Origin of the sequence: Glaciecola sp. HTCC2999, from assembly GCF_000155775.1 — a bacterium.
GTDB lineage: Bacteria > Pseudomonadota > Gammaproteobacteria > Enterobacterales > Alteromonadaceae > Opacimonas.
Genome location: NZ_DS989810.1, coordinates 348,496 through 372,758 on the forward strand (window position 1 = coordinate 348,496; position 24,263 = coordinate 372,758).

Below are 24,263 nucleotides of genomic sequence, written 5' to 3' on the forward strand. Positions count from 1 at the left end.
GTACCTCCTTGTGATACTGGACATAGTGAAGAAGCTATAACAGTCATATTTATTGCAGGACCACGTAAATTACCATAACATTCATCTTTAGTATGCATCCAAACATTAGGTAAACCAGCTAAAATAGGATGCTCGTTACGAGTCTTAATTTGAAACTCATGTTTATTACCATGAGCTCCCCCTGGGCCTTTCGAAAAATCAGTGACTAAACCACCTTCTTCAGAGAAATAAACGTAAGGTCCACTTTTTTCATCACGACCTCCCCAGCCACCAAGGCCTGTCATTTCATTATATGCTTTCCAATTTGGGAAGCTATTATTCGCAGAATGAATTGAAACAAACCCTCCCCCATTTCGCATATATTCTTCAAATGAGCGCTGAACATTAATCGGCCAATCCGCTGCATTGTAACCAAAATTAGATATCACAACATCGTATTCGTTAAAAATGGGATTAAATGTAAAGTCCGTTTGTGGTTTAGGTAAGTGTTGATAATCATCAGGCGTATAAGGTGCTAAATAAGATTGTTCTTCTTCACCACGCCATAATAGTCTTGTGCGGTAAACATCAACAGAAAATAAATTAGAAGACTCTAAATATTGTTTTAACATCACCGTACTTTTAGGCCAAACAGTATGATGGTTTTGACCATCAACTATCAAAACTTTTATTGGTAAAGGTTGTTGAGAAGAGGAAACTATTTTATTTTTTATAGTATTTGGAGGATTAGAAACTGAGCATGCTGTTAAAAATATTATTAAGATAAAAAATAAATGAAATTTCATAAAAACCTACCAACTAAAACATTAATACAATAAAAAAAAATAGGCACATATAGTGCCTATTTTGATTGACTGAGCTTATTGCCATTTCGACATTTCAGATGCAGCTAGCAATACCGCACCAGTTCCATATAACTGAGAATCGGTCTTTTTAACCGGGTCTGGTGACTTACCAACATGTTGTACCCAATTAACTCGACCATCACCGCTAATGGCTTGTTGAATTGCCCGCCAACCATCCTCGACAATCTTTTTAGATTCAGTATCATCTAAAATTCCATTGTTTACACCCCAAGCTAAACCATAAGTAATAAAGCCAGTACCACTAATTTCAGGTGTTTTAACTTTATTAGGATCCATCAAGGAAGCTGGCCAATAGCCATCTGCTGTTTGTAATTTTAATAAAGCAGCAGCATTTTTCTTATATAATTCAATGTAACGTGGACGTGATGGATGATCATCTGGTAAATCATTAATAATTAAAGGCAGGGCAGCAAAAACCCATCCATTACCACGGCCCCAGAAAACAGGCTCACCATTGTCACTTTTCATATCAAAATAACGGCTATCACGAAAAAATAAGCCATACTTATCAGAGAATAAATAATCAGCTGCGGCCCAAAACTCTTTATCAGCATATTCAAAATATTTAGGATCGCCAGTCGCATTGGATAACTTCAACCAGGTTCTTGGTGCCATAAATAATGCATCTGCCCAACACCAGCGAAGTTGACAATTACCTTCATTATGCAATTTACCAGACCCACTTGCGGTACTATCAAGCATTTCCAACCCAACATTAGGCTGGTTAGCTAAAATCCAGTCAAAATGTTCTTGGGTCGGACCATATGCTGCTTTATTTCCGGTTTGCTCAGTTAACCAGAGATAAGTTTGGCCAATGGTATGGTCATCTGCGTGATAAGGGCGATCTGTTAATAAACCGTACTCTTCTTCTGCAGCCATTTTTTCAAGGTGAGCTAAGAATTCAGGATTTTTAGATATGCCCGTCCACTCAGTTAAACCGATATAAAAAGCCGCTTGGATCCAAAATTTGGCATTTTCAGATTTAGCACGATGTGACTCAGGTATATAATTTAAATTACCTAACTGTTCAATTTGCCAGGCTCCTGCACGCGTTGCAATATCATAAGCAGAATTCCGAATTTCTTCTGCAGATATCGCTTGACTGTAAGATTGCGTAGCTACTTCTTTTACATCAGCCACGGCTGATGTAGATTGTGTATTTACTTCATCGTTACCTGAACAACCAGTTAAGGCGATACTTAATGCCAATGCAGAAAGACTAAAGCCTCTTTTCTTTTTATACATGATACTTCCTCTGATAATTTTTAAATAAGCTATTTGATTTTAGACACGAACACAGAACTATCTTTTTCGAGCGTTGCATCTTGTAATAATCGTCCAAGCGGACCATTGTCACCCACAAGGTAAATTTTTCTATGTGGTGTTAACCTAGAACGTTCTGCTACGATTAAGCGGGCATCTGGATGAGAGTTTTCAATCAACGATGAAACTGCAAAGGTTGAACTAGGTCGTCTTAATAATTCATCTTTTTTAGAGAAGGATTTACCACCATTATCACTTACCCAACGTGTAATTGTAGCGTCCGTACCATCATTATCTGAAAGTATAAATTCAATATTTGAGGAAGAACTCACAGTAAAGTCCCCACGAGACTCCCCTGATATTTTTCCATTAACTGTTGTTGGTTGCGACCAATCACTGCCATTCCATCGTAGGTGGTGAGTTAATTTTGGCCCACCTGTTTTTTTACCAAGATCGACACCATAATTAGTAGCAATATGAGGATGACCCTCAGAATCTAGTTTAACAGACCCGTTAAATGTCCACATATCGCCAGTACTTGCAGCTAACGTTTTCTGCTCTGCCTCTTCTCGATTCAATGGCATATTTAATAAATCACCTTGAACGTTTGTCCACTCACCTGTTTGTGTATTAAATGACATAAAGTGCGCATCATGACGTTCTGTCGTATGACCTCGACCACTAGGTTCCGCTCTTCCATCCCAACATAAATGATAATCAAAACCAACAATTATATTATTACCCTCACCTTTCACAGCCCAGGCATACCAGCTATCAACAGCATCTAAATCCGTACGTCTTTTATGCTTTAAGAAAGAGACAGGGGCATCATAAGTTCTGCCATTATCGGTTGATTTTTGATAAACCCAGTCACTTCTATGCGCACCGTGACGATAGAATAGATAAATATCACCATTATCCATCTTAATAGCTTGATTATATGTACCGAATACTGAAATATTATCTACTTCATCCCATTCAGTAATATCTAATGGACGTTTAGATATTGAATTTTTATTAGCGCCATGATGAATGTTACCTAAAGTATTAGTCCCATGATGCTTATCACCACCATGACCACCGTAATAAACATGAATATAACCTTCGTCATCGATTAATAATGTTGGTTTACCATGATTATCAAATTTTGTTCTACCCTCACGACGACCCAACTCACTCGTGCCAGCACGGAAAGGTCCTAACCACTCACCCGTCTTATGGTTATAAGATGCAATATATGGGTCTTCAAATGGACCTTGATAAGATACATAGGTAATTCCTTTATGGTAAATACCAGCAGGATTTTGAACAATTGCTAATGAATTTCCTGTACCGTTATCAGCAAAATAATCAACGTTTGCAGTTTGAATACCTGTGCAAGCAGAAATAGTGTATAACAAAGTAAGTGAAGTAATTATTGTTATAATTTTTTTATTTGACTGACATAACTTTTTAATACCACTCATATTTAATAGAGTCCTATTGAGAATTAAATTAAGGAGCCCTTGGACATTGATAAGCATGACAAACCTAACAATGCCAAGGGTTAAACACACTCTTATTTTTATTTATATGTTTCAAACATATCTAAAAATTCTTTAGCTATTTTCTTTTCTTTCAATACCAAATTATTTGACTCATTTGGGTCATTAGAAATATTATAAAGCTCTAAATCAGCATCAAATCCATAACGAACAGCTTTCCAATCACCCCTGCGTGCTGCTTGAAAAGTATCACCTATAATACCTGAATTTGGATCACCAACCTGTTTCGAAAACTCCCAATACAATGTACGCTCAGGCATTTCAATAGGGCTATCATTTAAGATTGATTTAATTGATACACCATTAGTGCGAACACGTGGTACCAAATCTAAATTTACACCTGCAATGTCCGCAAGGGTTGGTAAGACATCTGCAAACGTCCAAGGAGTTTGATCGACACGACCTTGTTTAATTTGGTCAGGCCAATGCAGGATCATTGGTACGTGAATACCACCATCATATAAATCACGCTTTTGTCCTTTGTAAGGTGCTGCAGCATCAAAGAACTCAGGATCCGCACCGCCCTCGTCGTGAGGACCATTATCAGATGTGAAAATAATAATAGTATTGTCTAATTGACCCGTTTTTTTAAGAGTATCTATTAATTGACCAACATAATCGTCTAATGCCGTAACCATACCTGCAAGCACCGCATTAGGACGTTCAATTGGCTCTGGGTAATACCATGCGTACTTATCTGTTGGTTTCCCATTTTGCATACCTAAATAAGGGGTTTCAGGGAAATCATACATGTCGCTGTACTGTTTAGGGACCGCTAAATCAGCATGCGGAGATGTATAAGCTAGCATCACAAAGAATGGGTTTTCACGGTCCTGTTTAATGAAATCAATGGTTTCATTAGTAAAGATCTCAGACGCATATGCACCTTGTCGACCACCTTCATTAGCTTTAATACGTTCTTTAACACCATCACGCCATAAGATTTGTGGGTATTGACGATGACCTTCTAAGATAGAGTACATGCCGTACCAAGTGTCAAAACCCATGGCGAGTGGATCAGTCACACCCATTTTGGAACCAATAGAATACTTACCAAATAACGCCGTATCATAATCTGCGTGTTTTAAAACATGAGCCATTGTAATATCAATTTCTTCAAGCTGAACTGTGTTTGAATTATTTGACATATATCGGCCATCACGACCTGTAAATAGTGAAACGCGAGATGGTGAACACACAGTATTACCTGAATATGCTTGCTCAAAACGAACACCGTTCGCAGCCATCTCATCTAAATTAGGGGTTTTAATCTTAGTCGAGCTATAAGCGCCTACCTGATTAAAACCAAGATCATCAGTTAATATAAATAAAACATTAGGCTTATCTGCGGCCACTGATACATAAGACATTAAAGTTAATGCAACAGAACCAAGCATAATCGGTAGTGATCTAATACGTTGAATTTTCATTTGAAGGTTTACCTTATTTAACAGCATTATCATCAGATTAACGTTTAGTTTACAACAAACTTTGATGGACAAAAAGACTTAATTTGAATTAATTTGACTAAAAATGACTGCTTTAGTGAGGTATTAATTATACGTCAGTTCTCATGATGAGAACTGACGGACAAGGTTACCCAGTGTCTCTTTAGCATCACCAAAGATCATTCGGGTATTTTGTTTAAAAAATAATGGATTTTCAATACCAGCAAAGCCCGCAGCCATACCACGCTTAAGAACAAATACATTTTTGGCTAAATCGGCATTAATAACTGGCATACCATATATAGGACTACCTGGTAGTTCTCTTGCTGCTGGATTGACTACATCGTTTGCGCCAATGACGATGGCAACATCAAATGTATCGATGCGTGCATTGATTTCATCCATTTCGAATAATTGCTCATATGAAACATCCGCTTCTGCAAGCAAGACATTCATATGTCCAGGCATTCTGCCAGCTACTGGGTGTATAGCATAGGCCATTTCTGCACCGTTTTTCTCAAGTAACTCTTGCAGCTCTTTCATCACGTGTTGCGCTTGCGCTACTGCCATCCCATAACCAGGAATTACTAGCACAGATTGCGCAGCTTCTAGAACATAAAATGCATCCTCAGGTGTTAATGGTTTGATCTCACCTTCAATTTTGACATCGCTGGTTATTACCGCTTGGAAACCTGATGTTAATACATTAATCAGTGAACGATTCATTGCTTTACACATTATGTTAGTCAAAATGATACCGCTTGCCCCTACTAAAGAGCCCGCCACAATCAATAGATTATTTTCTAGCGCAAAACCTGCAGCACAGGCCGCCAAACCAGAGTAACTATTCAATAATGAAATCACTACTGGCATATCCGCGCCACCAATCGGTAACACAAACATCACGCCCATCAGCAATGCCAATGCAATCAGAACAATATGCCACGTCGCAACGCTTGGCTGTATAACGACAAGTACGCTAAGAGCAACAATAGCAACGATTAATGCGGCGTTAAACACTACTTGTCCTTTAAACACAATCGGACGTCCAATCATACGCTCGCTTAATTTGGCCCATGCGATAACACTGCCTGAGAAGGTAATCGCTCCGATTAATAAGGCCAACACACTGACGGTTAAGATAAACACATTAATTTGTTCAGCAGACACAATCGTTGCATAGGCAACCGCCAAGCTAGCAAGTCCACCGATGCCGTTGAAAAGTGATACTAGTTCCGGCATAGCCGTCATTTCTATCTTTTTAGCAGTAAACACACCAATAGCTGAACCAACGACAATACCTGCTAAAATAAGCTCAAATGATAAAATGTTTTTATCCAATAGAGTCACAATCACTGCAACAAACATACCCAGTGCGGATAATAGGTTTCCTTTTCTAGCAGTCGCTGGATGGCTTAATAACTTCAAACCAAAAATAAATAAAACTGCCGAAACGACATAAACAAAATTAATTAATACATTATAGTCTTGCACAATATGCTCCTATCGCTTCTTAAACATAGCTAACATGCGATCAGTCACCAAATAACCACCGACCACGTTAATTGTTGCCAGAGCAACAGCAGCAAATCCAAGCCAAGTGGCGAATTGTGAGTGTTCACCGCCGGATAGACTTAATGCACCAATCAAAGTGATGCCAGAAATAGCATTAGAACCTGACATCAATGGAGTGTGTAAGGTAGAAGGCACTTTACGAATGAGTTCGAAGCCAACAACAATGGCCAATATCAAAATAAACAGTAAATAAATAGCAATCATTATGCTTCCTTAAGTGAGTTTTGCACCATCTGGTTGGTAACGGACCCGTTATGTGTAATCACAGCAAGAATTTGAATTTCATCTTCCAAATCGATACTGAAAGTCTGTTCGTCCGAATCAGTAAATTCAGAAACCAAATTTTGCAAGTTGTTCGCATACATTTGCGAAGCATTGTAAGCAACCATATTTGGCCAATTACCCGTACCCACAATTGTCACCTTGTGCTTTACAATGACCTCACCAGGAACAGTACCTTCAACATTGCCACCATCTAGTGCTGCCATATCAACGATAACTGCTCCAGGTTTCATCTGGGCTATAGTTTCATCTTTAATTAACACTGGGGGTTTTCTACCAAACAGTTGTGCGGTCGTAATGACAATATCCGAATCACAGATACACTTAGCTTGTTCGGCTTGTTGAATTGCTAATTGTTCGGTGCTGAGTGCTTGAGCATAACCTTGCTCGGTTTGCTTTGTCTCACCCAAATCAATCTCTAAAAACTTTGCACCTAGAGAGCGTACTTGGTCTGCCACAACTGTTCGTGTATCAAAAGCAGTCACAGTCGCACCTAATCTTTTGGCAGTTGCAATTGCTTGGAGACCAGCCACTCCAGCACCAATAACAAACACTTTAGCCGGTTTAATAGTGCCTGCAGCAGTCATCATCATTGGCATTATAGATCTGTAATTATTAAGTGCTTGGATAACCATTGCATACCCTGCCAAACTAGCCTGAGAACTCAGGGCATCCATTTTTTGACAACGTGTAGAACGTGGGATCATTTCCATGCTAAAACTGGTAATACGGTAAGTAGTTAGGGCATCAAGATAGGCATCTTCATTAAATGCGTCTAAAAAACTGATTAGAATTTTGCCTTGAACTTGTGATAATTCAGATTGTGGTATTTTTCGCACGCTCAAAATCAAATCCGCACGTTTAAATAAATCCTCTCTCGAGTCAGCAACAACAGCACCTGCATCATTATAGTCAGAATCCTCAATATTTAGCTGGAATCCCAAACCAGATTCTATTAATACTGAATAACCCATTAATGTGTACGATTTAATATTATTGGGCAATAGTGCACAACGTGCTTCTTGGGAATCCAATTCACACGGAAAAGCAATCACTTTCATAACATATCCTAATAGTTATAAATAAACTCAATACCTTTTTAATTAATGCGCAAAACATCGCACCTTAAAATGTAAGGTACGACATTACGGAAGAACTATACTATTCTAGGTATTATTCGTAGATGTTGGCTTAACGTGCCATCCATCCTCCATCGACTAACATTACATGTCCATTCATGTAGTTAGATGCGGAACTTGCTAGGAAAACAGTAGCACCAGCTAGGTCTTCAGGTTTTCCCCATTCACCACAAGGTATGCGGGCAGTGATACTTTCGTAACGGTCTTTATCGTTACGGATATTGGTAGTATTGTCTGTTTCAAAATATCCAGGTGCAATTGCATTCACTTGAATACCTGAGCTCGCCCACTCGTTAGCTAGTGCTTTGGTTATTTGGGCAACACCACCTTTACTCGCTGCATATGCAGGAACGGTAATCCCACCTGAAAAACTGAGTAAAGAAGCAATATTAATGATCTTTCCAGAACCTTGCTTGAGCATATGATTTCCAGCCTCACGGCAAAACTTAAAAACACCATTTAAATTCACATTAATAACTTCATTCCAGTCATCATCTGAAAATTCATGCGCAGGTGCACGCCTTATTGTGCCTGCATTATTAACAAGAATATCAATACGACCATACTTTGCTACAACAGCGTCAATGACAGCAATAATTTGTTCGCCTTTAGATTGATCACATGCCAACGCTAAAAAATCATTATTTTTAGCTTTCAATAATGAAGACGTTTGTTCTAAATTTTCAATACGAGAACCAACCACAACAACAGTTGCTCCCGCATCGCTCATAGCCAGTGCCATTGCTTGACCTAATCCTCTTGTAGCACCAGTTACTACTGCAATTTTATCTTTTAACCCAAATTGATTTTCTAAATATGAAGGCATAAATATTGTCCTAATTATTACGATAATAATGAGGTTAACAATAAATCAAGTGATTGTAAATGATTAGATTTAATCGATATTGATTGCTATCGCTTGCTTAATATCTATATTTTTATTTACTTATATAAATTTACACCTAATGTAAAGAAAATTATCCATTTACGTCATAACTTTTCTTTTACAATCACCTGTGACTGAAGTACTATATTATATTAGCTTCAATAACTTAAATGTAGTTTATGTATAATAAAAATAATGACAATTCAACTGAACATGGTGGTAACCCTATGTTAGAAAAACATAGACAACAACTAATAAAAGATATTTTAGACCAGCAACAGTTTGCAAGTGTAAGAAGTCTTACTGAAAAGCTAAATTCGTCTGAGGCCACTATTAGACGTGACATTACTAAAATGGCTAAACGCAATGAAATAAAAAAGATTCGAGGTGGTGCTGAATCTATTCATGGTGAACCAATTAAAAAACATATTGCAAGTAGTGTTTTTAGAGTAGATAAAGCGAAACGCTCTGAAACCAAAAAACGCATTGCAAAACGCGCCGTTGAGTTATGTTCAGATGGTGATTCAATCATTATCAATGGTGGAAGTTCAACCTTTATGATGGGCGAATTCCTACCACAGGTTTCTGTGAATGTTTTCACAAATTCATTTGTACTTGCAAATCATATAACTGAAAATAGCGATAACCAGGTAAGCCTTCCAGGTGGTGAGATATATCGAGAACAGGGCATTATTTTAAGCTCTTATGAAAACGATTGCACACCTTACTACCATGGAAAAATGATGTTTATGGGATCACCTGGTGTGAGTAGATTCGGTGTAATGGAATCAGATCCTTTACTTATTCGTTCTGAACAAAAGTTGAAAAAACAAGCTGAGAAACTAGTTATTCTTGCCGATAGCAGTAAGATTGGCAAAAAAAGCAGCCTAGTACTCTGCCCTCTTTCAGAGGTCGATATTATTATTACGGATTCAAAAGTTGATCCAAAAGAAGTGAAGTTTCTTGAAGAAAATGGGATTGAAGTTCTAATTGTTGAAGCTGTAGATGATTAATCTACAGCTTCATTAGATTTAGTAAGTTCTCTCCATTTTTGTTTAAATTCATCTAACCCTTCAAGTTGAATTACTGTTGCAGGACTAACAGTAAGAATGGGTTTCTCTGTATCCCACTGAGTAAGATATGCAGCACCTAATACAGTGCCAGTACTATCTTCAGACAACATGACTTCTTGATTTAATCTGAGTGAGTTAACAATAGAACATAACAAAGGGTTTTTAAGGAAAGCACCCTCGATATAAACATCGCCATGAGCACCTAACATATCAAGCTGGTAATCAATCATAAGTGCACAATACAACGTAGCAATAGCGATTCCACTAACTTCATTTACAGGGCCAATGAGTTTAGATTGGGCACCGCCAAATGGACCCGAGCCATCACTAAAATCAGGCAATGCAAATACTTCATTATTAATTACATTCTGAATATCATTTTGATTAAATTGTTCACCTAACCAAGAACCAGCCTGTTCACAAATAGCTTCAAATTCTCTTCCACCCATAAATCTTGCACATGCTATTGGTGAACCAAATGCATCGATATTAGCAAGCATATCTTTATCACTTTTAAGATTAGAAAGTGAAACCTGAGATGCCATTAATATGGTCCAAGTGCCAGTAGAAATAACTGTAAAAGGCTTATTTTCTTGAGCAATACGGTAACGTAAAAAACTTGCATTACTATCATGTAAACCACTGAAGAACTCACAACCTTTAGGTAAACCCAATTGATGGCATAAATCGTCTTTAATATCACCAACCTTGTGCCACGCTGGTTTGAGTTTAGGAAATAAATCGATACAATCTAATTGTTTGACAAGTTCAGAATATGTGTTGTCTTTAATTGACCACAAATCGGTGTGACAACCTAAAGAAGTAATTTCCGAAACACTCTCTCCGGTAAACCGCCACGCCCAATACTGAGGGTACATGAGAATATCCGTGGTATTAGCAAATGCCTCTGGGAATGACTCTTTCAGCCAATACAGCTGACGTCCTAGATTCAGCCCCCCAGGTAAGCTCGGAGAGAAAGTATCTACGAAATCAGGACGGTCCGTTTCATAACTAATAGAATCATCGAAAGGTTTAGTACATTCATAATCAAGAATCGGTAAAACTAAACCGTCAGGCGAAGCATTGTGTTTATCAATTAACGCAGCTGTCGCCCCATGTGTTGTAATCGTCATCTTAGTGATCGAGTATTTAGGTGTTATAGTTGTAATAGATGAACATAGCCACTTCCAAATGGCAGAAACATCTGCGCATGGGTAGATATCTGAAAGCACTGGCGTATTGCTCATTTGGGTTGAATGGACCGCTTCATAGCAACTATTCAACACCAACAACTTAACGTGTGTTTTACCAATATCAATAATTAATGTATGAGATAACTCTGCAACAGACATCATTAATCCCTAGTTCTTGTCTTGCTGCAACATGGCATAAGTTGCAGTAACAAAGTAAATTAACGTTGGTAATAGGAGCCAAGTTGTTGCAAGGTCAATATTTTCTGTTGCATACGACATAACACCTAAATAAGCGCAACTTATTAGGGCTAGGTAGGAAGCGTATTTTGCAACTAACACTTGCGTAGTGACTTTTTTCTTTGGATTTGCTTGTGTTTCAGCTAAATCATTCGCTAAATACGCACGCTCTGCTTCTTTTCGTTGGAATTCAGCAGCTTCATGTTCTGCGGCTTGTGAATAGGTTTCTTTAGCACCCATTACAGAAGCCAACCCAATGTAAAGCACTGTTGCAAAAATCCACAGTGGAATAAGGATGAAAAATAAGTGCAATAAACCAGTTTGTTCTACTGTAATACCTGCGACGACGGAAATAATCCAGGTAGCAAGCGCAGCTATGTTTGTAGTGTTACCCTTATATTTTGACCAGTAACGCGTCAAGCCTAACTTGGCAAATAACCAGTGCTCGGTAACGATGATTGCACCCACAGGGGCTAGTAACATGCCCATATAGCCAACAAAACCAAGTAACTTAGAAAATACAAACGGCGAACACGCAATAATCGTGGTAATAATACCGACCACAATGGTCACGCGTGTTCTACCCCACGCATGGTTTAGTGAACTAAACGCAAGACCCGCACGATAAATAGTTGGGTTAGATGTAGTCCACCCGGCGATAATAACGGCTAAGATACCAGATGCACCTAAAGCAGAGAACGCAACTGTACCTGGGTCGATAGCAGTAATGCTGGTATTAAGTAAGATAGCAGCTCCTGCGCCCATGATACCTGCACACACCCAAGCAATATAGTGACCAATGAACATACCTAAAGCTGAAAAGTATCCATATTTAGATTTCTTTGCAAAACGCAATAGAGTCATATCGCCTAAGCTACCGTGCATGGCTAAGTTCGCAATCCACGCAAAGGCAGCAACGTGCCAGATACCAATATCACTATCGTTATCTATCCAAATTGAATCATTTGCTACTTTAAGAAAATCACTAAAGCTGCTGATACCATCAACGCCTGCTGTTGCAAGAACTGTAGTTGGCAACATTACTAGTGCACCGACAATAAACATGAGTATCATCCAAGGTGCGCACACTTCAGCAAAAGCTGCTAATTTTTTAAAACCCTTAACCGCCATATAAACTACGACAGCACCAACACCAAGGACAACCAATACAAAGCGCATATCCGTTGGGAAATACCCTATTTGGTCATCTATACCAAATAAAATTCTTACAGCGGACGCAGAAACGGTGATCATGGCGCCTGCTAGCACACAGAACAAAACGCCGTTCACAACACTGTAAAATTTAATGGTACCAGGACCGGCAATTTTCTCTAAATACGCATACAAAGTAAGTCTGGTATCGGTAGCAATCGGTGCAGTAATCAATCCCCAGGTTAATACAGCTAGTAAATTACCAAACAGCAAACCGACTAAAATGTCACCAGCACCAACACCCCAAGACACAAATAATGCACCTATAACAAATTCAGTACCTGCCACATGCTCACCAGAGTAACTGGCGGCAAATGGTTTAGGGCCTTGTAATTTATCGGGCGAGACCGGTTGGGTTTCAAATTCTTCTGCACTTGACATAACTACTCCATGACAGCTTACTTTGCTGCATTTTTTTTATTATTAAGTTGCCATTAACAGGCATACATCATTTTATATTTAAACAATACCTGAGCCGTTGCCGCCACTATTAGGACGTACTTTAGCTACTGCACTTCTATAACCAGATGCACGGTATGTAGCAATCGGATCAATTGCTCCGCCCTTGCGTAAGCGTGCCATCTCTAAGATTGGAGATACGTCGGTTGTGAACGCTTTTTTCAAAGTGTTGCTTGCCATTAGTGCATCATTGTCAGCTTGATATTGAGTTAATGCATTGCGGTCAACCAATAAGGCTGCTATGTAAGAGCGCTGCACGCTAGCCGCTGAATTCATCAAGCTTTCAATTGGATCTGTCACATTGTGAGACTGATCGAGCATATAGTTTGGATTAAATTCTGCTTGGTTGCGATGTTCTGCATCAACTAACTCGTTAAAAATCAAGAACTGCTGATATGGATGTAGACTACCGCTATCCAAGTCGTCATCGCCATATTTAGAATCGTTAAAGTGGAAACCACCTAACTTCTTAAACTGAATCAAGCGTGACACGATCATTTCAATGTTTACGTTAGGTGCATGGTGTCCCAAATCAACTAACGATTTGGCTTGTGGACCTAGTTCCATTGCCGCGAGTATATTACTTCCCCAATCCTGAATAATTGTTGAATAAAAAGCAGGTTCGAACATTTTGTGCTCGATATGCATTTCCCAATCACTTGGTAGTCCAGCATAAATTTCTTTCATACTTTCTAAATAACGTTCGAACGCATGCTGAAAATGTTGTTGACCGGGATGATTAGAACCGTCTCCAACCCATACAGTCAATGTCTTAGAACCCAACATTTGACCCCACTCAATACACTCTAGATTATGAGCGATGGCTAAATCACGACTATCTTTACTTGTGTTACTCAAGCTACCGTATTTAAAGCTGTGTTCTTGTCCTGGCTGATCTTGGAACGTGTTTGAATTGATTGAATCCCATTTTAAATTTAGTGCGTCAGATGCGTCTTTTAACTCACTAAAATCATCTACTTTATCCCAAGGGAAGTGCGGAGAAACACGCTCTGTCGCTTGAGTTAAATCATTGATAACGGCACTATCTTCAAGTTTTTCAAAAATATTACGTGGCTCACCTTCACCCGGGAAGCGCGCGAAACGCGTACCACCAGTACCTGTACCCCAAGAAGGTACAGCAATTTGGAACTTTTCAGCGGCCGATGTAATTTCATCAATATTAATGTTGTCACGCGCTAGTTTGTTACCTAGCGCTTGATAATCTTCTTGCAAATTTGCTTCTAGTTTTGCGTTTTGTTCAGCTATAATTGCTTTATCGATACGTTGTTGCTGCATATATTTTCACCTATAAATTCGTTGTAGTTACATTGTTATACGTTGTTATTTAACGCAAAAATGCTTCATGTAATCCGCCATCAACACTGATGATTTGGCCCGTTGTTTTACTGAGTTGACCAGACACCATTAGGTATGCTGCTTCGGCTTGATCTGCGGGAGTAATTGGCTGTTTGGTTAATGTACGCTGGGCATAAAAAATCGCTAACTTATCACGTAATTCATCATCACTGTCATTTTCAGAATAATCAACATGATATTTACTTAAAGATGCTATAACCCGGTCACGTGGGAACATTGTGCTTCCTTTGACGACTGTAGCAGGAGCTAAACCATTTACGTTTACTAATGGAGAGAGTTCGACAGCTAGCTCACGGACCAAGTGGTTTGCTGCAGCTTTAGATGTGTCGTAAGCCAATGATCCTTTTTTCGATACCACTGCATTTACACTGGTGGTTAATACCATAGCGCCCGGTAAGTTTTGTGCTTGCCAAAGTTTATTGGCTTCAGTACCAACAATGTATCCACCTTTGACGTTTACAGCAAAACTTACATCAAACATTTCATCATTGCCCATACCTGCTTGACCTGGTGCTAAGAAAACACCAGCAGTTACGATAACTTTATCGATTCCGCCGTAAGCTAGTGTCACCTGCTTGAACATCTCTGATACAGACTGACGGTCAGTAATATTTACTGCTAAAGCAATTGCTGGACCGCAACCAGAAATACCAGTTCCTGCAACACCAATACCTTGACCATAAATAGCGGTTAGTTCATCTGCTGTTGCTTGTGCAGCATCTAAGCGCAGGTCAGCACATACCACGTGTGCACCCTCTTTAGCAACGCGGAAAGCTGTTTCTTTACCGATACCGTCGCCAGCTCCTATAACCACTACAATATCACGTGCTAATGTGGCTTCTTTTGGCATACGTTGAAGTTTTGCTTCTTCTAATGCCCAGTATTCTATATCGAATGCTTCTTGTTGCGGTAAAGCAGTATACTCACTTATAGCTTCAGCTCCACGCATGACTTCAATTGCACAATTATAGAATTCAGTTGTAACTCTTGACTCTGATTTATTTTTGCCCCACCCAATAATACCTACACCAGGAATTAATATAACGGTTGGACTTGGATCACGCATCGCTGGTGAATCATCACGCTTACAATTATTATAATATGCTTCGTAATCTTTGCGATATTGAACAATACCAGTGTTTAGTTTAGTTACTAAAGTATCAAAATCATCTACAGCAGGGTCAAAATCAACATATAGCGGCTGTATTTTAGTTCTTAAAAAGTGATCTGGGCATGATGTGCCTAACTTAGCTAAACGTGGCGCATCAACACTGTTAACAAATCTTAATGCTGTTTCATCTGATTGCACCGTGGCGACAAATTTAACTTTATTTGATAAAACACCTCGAGCTACAGGTAAAAATTTAGTAAGCAGCTCGGTCCGTTCATTATCAGACAAACTTTTAACTTTAGCACCACCAAAAGTCATTTCACCTTTATCATGTTTTTCAATATAACGGGCTGCTGTTTCAATAACCCACAATGAAGTTTCATAACAACTTTTACTTTCAGATTCCCAGTTCGTATGACCATGTTGGCCAAGTAATATACCTACACTATCTGGTTTTGCAGCATATGCATCTTCGCAGACTTTGGCAGCTTCCCAACCTGGGCGCATCCAAGGAACATATGCCATTTTCCCACCCCAAACAACTTCTGTGAGGGCTTCTTGGTCTTTACATGAGGCGATAGCAATAACCGCATTTGGGTGTAAATGATCTACATGTTTATCAGCAATCATAGAATGAAGAGGTGTATCTATTGACGATGCGCGAGGATTTAAACAAAAATTACAGTGCTTATACATGCCGATCATGGCATCTTCACCTGCGGATTTATAACCTTTATCGTCTCTAGCTTGATATGTATCATCAAGGCTGGTTAACTTACCTTGATAAAGTGATGAAAAGTTTTCTAATTTGGCAGTACGTAAATCGCCACCAGAACCTTTTACCCATAACACTTCTACGTCTTCACCAGTGAGAGGATCTTTTTCGATTAACTTTGCAGATGTATTTCCACCACCGGTATTAGTTATACGCTGATCTGCACCAAGTATATTAGAACGGTAAACTAAGCTTTCAACTTCACTTAGCCCTGCAGCATGTGCATCGTCCCAGCTATAATTTACATGTTTGAATTCTTCTTTTTTATTCGACATAGATAATGTCTCTCCCAGTGTTCTTTAATGGAAACTAAATTAACGATATCTTTACAATTCTACCCCTGATATAAACATAGTCAAGCAATTTTAATCAAATTCAATCACAATGGTTTTGTTTACGCATAATATGATTAAATTTGATTAGTACAAACGATATCTGTAAAAATAAGAATAGATAAAATATAACTATGAGTATAAATATGTCTGAAATAGTGATTGGGCAACTACTAGGTGGTTTCAGCTTTGCTCTTGCCATACTAGCTTATTATCAAACCAATGATCGCACTTTAAAAATGCTACTCACTCTTTTGTATGTCGTACATGGCTTACACTTTTACTTCTTAGATGCTCACGTTCCAGCTTTGATATGTGGATTAAGCCTTATCAGGACTGTCATATCGATATATAGTTCGTCTTTAATAGTAGCATGCATTTTTATATTGATAACGCTTATTATAGGCACAATAAATTACCAATCCGTAACGGACATTTTCGCAATTGTAGCCAGTATCATCGGAATATATTCGTTGTTTTGTTTATCCGGCACCAAAATGCGCATCGGTATCATTTTGGGCGCCTCGTGTTGGTTAATCAATAACCTTTACATTGGTACTATCGGTGGTGCTTTGATGGAGGTATTTGTGATATCAACTAACCTTATGACGATTTATCGTCTACAAAGCGATGGTAAATAAGCGCTGGATCATTCGTTTCGTTCATTTTTTCAATAATAACCTTGTCAAATGTTACCTTTATTTTTTGGATATCTGCTTCTGTACTATTAATAATATTGAACTTTTCTTCGGGATCATTTTTCAAATCATACATTTCATCACGCTGTGAATTATTAAAATCTTTTATCAATTTAAAACGCCCATCACTATAGCTGCGCATTTGGGTAACTGACTGGTGTAATGACGAGTAAGCAGCATAATAATCGCTGGACAATATTTGCTCAGGATCTAAAAACAACGGCAAATAACTCTGTCCACGTACAATGTTATCCTTACTCACTTTTCCTCGCGCTATAGCAACGAGCGTTGGAAACCAATCGAGATTTGACATAGTTGAATCGTTAATAGATGCCTTGGGTATTACTCCTGGCCAACGTACGATGGTTGGTACTTTTAAACTGTTGTCATACATATTGGGACGCTGGCCGCGCGGTACATTAGGAGTCCCCAGTGGAGGCTCATACAGTAACCAATAACCATTGCCTTTATGCCACATACCGTTATGAGCGATGTTGTATCCGTGATCCGATGTAAATATAACCACGGTATTTTGTGACAGTCCCAACTGCTCAAGTGTTTGCATCAATAAACCCACATTGCGATCGATACCTGTCACACTAGACATATATTCACGCATCAGTTTTCGTGCTCGCTCAGTATTTAATCCAGGATAATCTGGATGAGGCAAAGCAATCTCTACATCTTCATAAGGGGCGGCATCTTCTGGCGCAACAGGCAAAAAGCGATAATGTGGAGCCCGGTAGTGCAACGAGAGCGCAAATTTATCGTCCTTATGTCTGTTTAAAAACGCAATGGCGTGGTTGGTTAAGACTTCGACCGTTAGTCCAAGTTCATTTGTTTCAACACCGTTCACTTCCAAACGTGGATCCTCTGGCGTAGTGCCTCCAGCTAGGAAACCAATAAACTCATCGTATCCGTGCTGCGTTGGATGATGTTCCGGTTGATATCCCAAATGCCACTTACCAATCAGACCTGTTTTGTAGCCAACCTTTTGTAAAATTTCAGGCCACGTTTCATATGACTGCTCAATGCCTAACAAGGGTTGATGCGCGGTGAGAGTTTTGGCTTTTACGTTGATCCAATCATCTATTCCTAGCTCAAAACCGTATTGTGATGTAAGTAGACCAGCTCGAGCAGGACTGCATACCGGTGTGGTTGTATAGGAGTTCGGTAAATAAAGACCTTGTTCAGCTAAGTCATCCAAATTAGGGGTGTAAATCTGAGTATTTCCCGAATATCCAAGTGCCCAAGGCGCTTGGTCATCAGTGTAGATAAATAAAATATTAGGTGTCTGAGCTTCTTGTTTAACAGCGCATCCTAGTAAACTAGAAATAATGATTAAGAGCAGAAGATGTTTCATAATCGTTTAATAAATGAAATTATTTGATTTAATTTGCACCAAATAGACGGGCAATGCAAGTTAATGCTAACATTAATGATACAAATATCTGACTTGGTCTCGTGATGAAATTATTTTCTTTTGTTTTGGTATTGGCAACTATGTTCACAATTACTGCATGTACAAATACAACATCCAGTACTACTCCACTGCTATCAGTCCAACTTCACTCGTTACGCGATGCTGTTGCAGATGACTTTAAGGGCACGCTCACTGCCATCGCAGAGATGGGATTTGACGGTGTAGAGTTTGCTGGACGATACGGTGAGTTTGCCTCGGATCCAGAAGGACTAAAAACATTTTTAGCGGACTTGGGGCTAAAAGTCAGCGGTATGCATGTCAGTTTACCACAACTGACAGGAGAAGAAGGGGAACGTAACATTGCGTTCTTTAAAACACTTGGAGCAAGAATTATCATCATTCCTCATGATAAACGCATCAATAATCCTGCTGAAATAGATGAATTAATACAAGAGTTCAACATCCTAACAAAGCGCTTAGCAGAGCATAACTTGCAGCTTGGATTCCACAATCATGCAAAAGAATTTGAGTCGTACCAAGAGGGTACTTTTTGGGATTACTTAGCACAAAATACCGCACGTAACTTTGTCCTACAATTGGATGTTGGCTGGGCATTATTTGCAGGACAAGATCCTAATCAGCTTGTGAAACAATACGCGAATCGAACGATTACAACTCACATCAAACGTCGTACCTATCAAGGTAAACCAGGTACTGTACCCGCAGATTCGCAAGTGATTTTAGGTGGTGATGATTTTGATTGGGCTAACTATGTCTCTAATACCACTGCGTACGGTGGCACGCAGTGGTTAGTAATAGAGCAAGAAGAATACCCCGAAGGATTAAGCCCGCTGCAAGCGGTTGAGGCATCCTTTAAGGGACTCAAACAAGCGTTGAGTCGTTAATTTGATATTGCATTGTTACTGACGAAATCATACATTTGTGAGCCTGCTAATAAGAAAGCACCAACACCGTATAACTGTGAGTCGTCATAGGCCACCACATCAGGTTTATCGTTAACACCTTGAACCCAACCAAACTTACCATCAGGATGCACAGCATTATTCAGCACTGTCCAAGCGTTTAGAATTTGCGGCAAATATTCTTCTTCAGATAGTAAACCTTGATTAATGCCCCATAACAAACCATAGGTAAAGAAAGCAGTACCGCTTGACTCTGGATATTTATCTTTTTCACCAGCCAATAACGACATAGGCCAAGAACCATCTTTCTTTTGTAGTTTGATGATTGACTGAGTTAAATTCATGTACAGATTCTCATAATATGGACGGTACTGATGTCCTTCAGGTAAATGAGTAAGCGAATTCACTATCCCCGCGTATACCCAACCAACACCTCGTGCCCAAAAAATTTGCTCATCGAATTTGCCCTTGCGGTCAAAATAACGGGAATCACGGAACATCAATCCTGTTTTAGGATCTAGCAAAAAATCTACCGTAGCCTGAAATTCTTTATGCGCATATTCGATGTACTTTTGATCGCCAGTTGCATTTGATAACGCAATCAGCGTTGGAGGCGCCATAAACAAAGCATCAGCCCAACACCAACGCCACTGACAGTTATGCAATCGGTCTGCGTTACGACCGGCAATAAAAGTTAAATCGTTAGTAGGGTTTTGTTCTATCAGCCAATCAAAGACTTCTTTCACAGGTAGTAGTGCCGCTTGGTTATTATGTCGATTGTAATACCACAAGTTCATTTGGCCAATGACATGATCATCTGCAAAGTATTTCACCTTACCCATGCGCCAGTTATGAGCGGCACCAACATAACCTATCCATGTCTCGTAAAACGGGTTTGGCGAGCGTTCGGCTAAATGGGTTAAGCCTACATAAAAAGCTCCTTGAATCCAACGTCCATAAGATTCTGAGCCAAGTTGAGCACGCCCTACATGCGGCATATATTGGGTTCGCGCTACCTGCCAGTTTGCGACTTTTTCGATAGTCTGCATAACAGTCTCAGCATCCGGTAATGTCTGGGTTTTCTGCGTTACTGCTACAGGAGTACCCTGCGTTATCTCACATGCGGTTATAGTCACCAACAGCACACTGCCAAGCAGCAAACGAGATAAATATTTTAAATTCATCTTATAGTCTCCTTTTTTATTACTCTTTTGAGTTTATAATTTGCCAAAAGTATCCGTATTTCCATCATGTTTTACTTTAAGTCAAACACCTGCAAATACAAAGTACGAGTATCACCTGTCCCTGCAGCTTCTTTTAAAAAGTAGTAGACTTTACCGTTTGCAACATACGAAACTCCCTTATCAAAAATAGAACCATGTTGATGTTGATAGACAACCTCAAAATCACTTGTTCCACCTGGAGCTTTTGCAATAGTCACGCGGCCAGCTTTCAAACCAATGAGGTATATATTATTGTCGAAGGTGTAAAGCTGACCATTTAAGTTGTATGGTACCGTTTTAAATTCATCAGTACCCGCTTTGCGATAAGTATGTAAGTTTATTACCTCATTAAACTCCAAATCTTTTACCTGACTGATAAAATGCTCATCTCCTCTGTCAGTTACAATGAAGTCGAAGCCATGACTAATAGAAACTTGATCTTTTTTGATAGTTTTTGCCCAATCTCCAGGCTCAGCAATTTTAATCAATTCAGCATCGGTAAGAGGAAGTTCAAAAGCCTGATTATTGGCGCCTCGCCATTGCGAAATTCCCATCGGATCATTTGAAAAGGCGTAGTAAATACCGTCTTGATACAAAAACTTATCGTTAAGATTTTTTAAACGGCGTTGAAAGGCAATACGAAACTTATTTCCTACATATTTAAAGTCACCATAAAGTCCCCAATCATACTCACTTCCATGTTGTGAGGCCAAAACACGATTGAAGTCATAGTAACCGTGCCATTGCTGACCATCATAGCGTGTAAAAAGCATTTTTCCGTTACGTGAAAAACCATAGCGCATCTTCATAAAAAGTTCGCCATTTTCACCCGTAAAGAAGGCGGGATAAGTTAACAACTTTGTAGTTTCAATATCATCGATGCCATGAAATTGTAAATGTTTATAATGACCCGCTTCGGAATTAACAAACAATGCTAGGGTAAAGTCTTCATCACTCACACTAGCGGCACCTTCTAATGAATATGAATAACGTAAATAGTCGTGGGCGAAGTTCGGGTAGCGGCCATTGCGATGCATATCGTATAAAAGGTGTATCGTGTCGTTTTTTGGGCTTATACCTACAGCAATTGTGTTATGCGTTTCACCAAGCCACCATTTACCTCTAAAGCCGGTATGTCGGTGTGGGAATTGAATGGTTTTGGTTACCCCTGTTTTCGTATTGAACCGAGAAAGCATAACATGACGGTTTTCTTTGCCACCTTGATACCATGTCATAAACACGAAATGTTTGAAGACTTTAATACAATCTCCATGTGGCGACAGCGCATTACCAAAAATATAGTCATAACCGTCCGGGTTATTCCCAGTATGTTTATTATTTACTTTATCACCATTAAAAAACATCGCTTTATTTGTAATTTTCACTTCTGACATTAAAGCAGCGTTAGCTTTAAAAATAAAACCGAAAACTATAGCAATCCACAACAAACTATATTTTTTTAGTACACCTATTTTATGTCTATTCATAATGAACAAAACTAATCCTGTTTTAATATACTTGTTCTTATCGCTTCGCTAGACTTAAACCCGAGTCGATGGGCAATCGCTGAAAGCTGATAGCCTTGTTCAAGTTGAAATGGGCCTTGATATAATTGCCACTCGCTGTGATGTTCGGTCTTATACCCAATAATAGCGCCTTGTGTAGGTGTGCTGATAGATATTGTATCTCCAACAAGTTCAATCTCTGGCGGTTCAGTAACCGGTTGCGTCTCAGCACTATTCCAAAGCTGGTTAATCAAATCCGCTTCAGCCATTGATGGATCATCTCCAGTACGCTCAAGCCATTGGGCTAATTCAGCTCGAAAACGTTTAAGCTCCGGTGCATATTTAGGATTTAATGCTAAATTGTTAAGTTCATGCGGATCATTTAAAGTATCAAATAACTCTTCTTTCGGTTTGTCCTGCCGAAACCACTGAGCTTGATGTTCATTAAGCTTGTTTTGTTCATATAATGTTAGCAATGATTGCATTGTGGGAATTTTTTCACGGTAAGCAACGGGCAAATAATACCCCTGCTCTGGACGATAATTTCGAATATATTTAAAACGTTTATCTTTTACTGCCCTAATAGTATCGGTAAAACCATCAAAGCGATCAGCCGCAGCAAATACATATTCCCTTGCTTGCTTTTTAGTTAAGCCACTCCCGTCAGCAAAAGGTAAGCCATGCATATTATCAGGCACTGATTTTGAAGCCATCGCCAGGGTTGTCGGCGCAAAATCAACAAAACTAATCAAACGGTCATCACGCTTACCGGCATGTTTAGCGTTGGGGAAGCGGATAATTAAGGGTACTTTGAGCCCTGAATCATAAATTAAGCGTTTTTGTCTAGGCAACGGGCCGCCGTGGTCGGCATAAAATACAATGATGGTTTCATCATATAACCCGTCATCTTTTAGCTGTTGTAACACCGCACCAATCTGTTTATCCGTTTCTACTAGATTATTGTACATTTTCCATAAATCTCGTCTTATTTCTGTGGTATTAGGTAAGTATGGTGGGATCGGGAAGTCTATATCTTGGCCAATATGTACCGGAGTTTTATCAGCGGAAGTTTTGATAGAATGATGCTGAGGCAATACTTCAATTTTTTCACGGTCGCCGGCAAAATAATGACGAAATTCTATTTCACGGATACCGTAGGGCTCAAATAATCCCGATTCATGTGTGGTAGTGAAATTAAACACAGAGTAAAAAGGTCTATTAACTGGCCGATTGCGCCAATGAGCACTGACGCTGTTTTCATGCCAAATCGCTTGGGGTGGTTTAAACTGATAATCTGTTTTGTAGTTGTTGGTCGTGTAGTACCCAGCTTCTTGCATGTGATGACTCAGGATTTTGGCATCACTTGGAGGGATTGCTTCGTACTTAGGTAGACCTGTTTCTTTGGTATTGGAGCCAGTTCTCATATGGTTTGCACCAAATGATGTTGGGTACATTCCCATAGCGAGTGCCGCTCGACTCGGCGCACATACGCCTGAAGTAGAGTAAACGTTCGTGAATACGATACCTTCATTTGCCAATGAACTGATATTCGGTGTTGCTACTGTATTATCACCATAAGGTGCAATAATCGGCGACATATCCTCAACCACTAACCATAAAATATTTGGCGATTTTTGCTCGGCTTGTAACGGCATTAAACTAGTTACGAAGTAAAAACAAAATATTGCATAAAATTTCATGAGTAGTGGTTTCATCGAA

Annotated in this window: 19 protein-coding genes; 3 read left to right on the forward strand and 16 right to left on the reverse strand. The window is 39.3% G+C overall.

The genetic code is table 11. The annotated features are described in order from the left end of the window. The 8 genes from G2999_RS11570 to kduD all read right to left on the reverse strand — a co-directional run. The coding region (locus G2999_RS11570) for a ThuA domain-containing protein (RefSeq protein WP_010178056.1) at positions 1-785 on the reverse strand (785 nt) is incomplete at its 3' end. 75 nt (positions 786-860) lie between these two features. Beyond that, positions 861-2,111, reverse strand: a complete 1,251-nt coding sequence (locus G2999_RS01580) for a glycoside hydrolase family 105 protein (RefSeq protein ID WP_010178058.1) — start codon at positions 2,109-2,111, stop codon at positions 861-863. A 29-nt stretch (positions 2,112-2,140) separates the two neighbouring features. Further along, a complete protein-coding gene (locus tag G2999_RS01585) occupies positions 2,141-3,595 on the reverse strand; it encodes a BNR-4 repeat-containing protein (RefSeq protein WP_010178060.1) in 1,455 nt (484 codons plus the stop codon). Between the two features lie 98 nt (positions 3,596-3,693). Beyond that, positions 3,694-5,103, reverse strand: a complete 1,410-nt coding sequence (locus G2999_RS01590) for a sulfatase-like hydrolase/transferase (RefSeq protein ID WP_010178062.1) — start codon at positions 5,101-5,103, stop codon at positions 3,694-3,696. Between the two features lie 141 nt (positions 5,104-5,244). After that, positions 5,245-6,618 (reverse strand): NAD(P)(+) transhydrogenase (Re/Si-specific) subunit beta, encoded by a 1,374-nt coding sequence (locus G2999_RS01595; protein WP_029257321.1) that lies wholly within the window; start codon positions 6,616-6,618, stop codon positions 5,245-5,247. Between the two features lie 6 nt (positions 6,619-6,624). Further along, complete coding sequence (locus tag G2999_RS01600; protein ID WP_010178066.1) at positions 6,625-6,900, reverse strand: NAD(P) transhydrogenase subunit alpha; 276 nt, start codon at positions 6,898-6,900, stop codon at positions 6,625-6,627. Then, complete coding sequence (locus G2999_RS01605) at positions 6,900-8,039, reverse strand: NAD(P) transhydrogenase subunit alpha (protein ID WP_010178068.1); 1,140 nt, start codon at positions 8,037-8,039, stop codon at positions 6,900-6,902. The genes G2999_RS01600 and G2999_RS01605 overlap by 1 nt, the downstream gene beginning before the upstream one ends. 130 nt (positions 8,040-8,169) lie before the next feature. After that, a complete protein-coding gene (gene kduD / locus G2999_RS01610; RefSeq protein ID WP_010178070.1) occupies positions 8,170-8,943 on the reverse strand; it encodes a 2-dehydro-3-deoxy-D-gluconate 5-dehydrogenase KduD in 774 nt (257 codons plus the stop codon). Positions 8,944-9,182: 239 nt separating this feature from the next. On the opposite strand from kduD, the gene G2999_RS01615 reads away from it, so the two are divergent. Then, entirely contained in the window at positions 9,183-10,016 is an 834-nt protein-coding gene (locus G2999_RS01615; RefSeq protein ID WP_010178072.1) for a DeoR/GlpR family DNA-binding transcription regulator, read from the forward strand. Here the strand turns inward: G2999_RS01615 and G2999_RS01620 are convergent. From G2999_RS01620 to G2999_RS01635, 4 genes are all read right to left on the reverse strand, one after another. Further along, positions 10,013-11,428, reverse strand: a complete 1,416-nt coding sequence (locus G2999_RS01620; protein WP_010178074.1) for an FGGY-family carbohydrate kinase — start codon at positions 11,426-11,428, stop codon at positions 10,013-10,015. The genes G2999_RS01615 and G2999_RS01620 overlap by 4 nt on opposite strands. Before the next feature lie 9 nt (positions 11,429-11,437). Next, a complete protein-coding gene (locus G2999_RS01625; protein WP_010178076.1) occupies positions 11,438-13,099 on the reverse strand; it encodes a nucleoside transporter in 1,662 nt (553 codons plus the stop codon). A 78-nt stretch (positions 13,100-13,177) separates the two neighbouring features. After that, a complete protein-coding gene (rhaI, locus tag G2999_RS01630) occupies positions 13,178-14,473 on the reverse strand; it encodes an L-rhamnose catabolism isomerase (RefSeq protein WP_010178078.1) in 1,296 nt (431 codons plus the stop codon). 49 nt (positions 14,474-14,522) lie between these two features. Next, the gene (locus G2999_RS01635; protein WP_010178079.1) at positions 14,523-16,715 is read right to left on the reverse strand and encodes a bifunctional rhamnulose-1-phosphate aldolase/short-chain dehydrogenase; all 2,193 of its coding nucleotides are present in this window, start codon (positions 16,713-16,715) and stop codon (positions 14,523-14,525) included. A 203-nt stretch (positions 16,716-16,918) separates the two neighbouring features. Between G2999_RS01635 and G2999_RS13805 the strand changes: the two genes are divergently transcribed. Continuing rightward, positions 16,919-17,413: a YgjV family protein gene (locus tag G2999_RS13805; protein ID WP_029257323.1), complete on the forward strand. Its 495-nt coding sequence runs from the start codon at positions 16,919-16,921 to the stop codon at positions 17,411-17,413. Here the strand turns inward: G2999_RS13805 and G2999_RS01645 are convergent. Continuing rightward, positions 17,376-18,833 carry a sulfatase-like hydrolase/transferase gene (locus G2999_RS01645; RefSeq protein WP_010178084.1) on the reverse strand — a complete coding sequence of 486 codons (1,458 nt, stop codon included), beginning with the start codon at positions 18,831-18,833 and terminating at the stop codon, positions 17,376-17,378. The two genes, G2999_RS13805 and G2999_RS01645, sit on opposite strands and share 38 nt — an antisense overlap. A gap of 104 nt (positions 18,834-18,937) precedes the next feature. Here G2999_RS01645 and G2999_RS01650 point away from each other — a divergent pair, with 104 nt between their 5' ends. Then, on the forward strand, positions 18,938-19,798 hold the full coding sequence (locus G2999_RS01650) for a sugar phosphate isomerase/epimerase (protein WP_010178087.1): 861 nt from the start codon (positions 18,938-18,940) through the stop codon (positions 19,796-19,798). Here G2999_RS01650 and G2999_RS01655 read toward each other — a convergent pair. The 3 genes from G2999_RS01655 to G2999_RS01665 all read right to left on the reverse strand — a co-directional run bounded on the left by G2999_RS01655 (position 19,795) and on the right by G2999_RS01665 (position 24,259). After that, a complete protein-coding gene (locus tag G2999_RS01655; protein WP_010178089.1) occupies positions 19,795-21,000 on the reverse strand; it encodes a glycoside hydrolase family 105 protein in 1,206 nt (401 codons plus the stop codon). The two genes, G2999_RS01650 and G2999_RS01655, sit on opposite strands and share 4 nt — an antisense overlap. A gap of 71 nt (positions 21,001-21,071) precedes the next feature. Next, complete coding sequence (locus G2999_RS11575; protein WP_010178090.1) at positions 21,072-22,526, reverse strand: BNR-4 repeat-containing protein; 1,455 nt, start codon at positions 22,524-22,526, stop codon at positions 21,072-21,074. Positions 22,527-22,537: 11 nt separating this feature from the next. Further along, the gene (locus G2999_RS01665; protein WP_010178092.1) at positions 22,538-24,259 is read right to left on the reverse strand and encodes a sulfatase-like hydrolase/transferase; all 1,722 of its coding nucleotides are present in this window, start codon (positions 24,257-24,259) and stop codon (positions 22,538-22,540) included. Positions 24,260-24,263 lie beyond the last annotated feature (4 nt).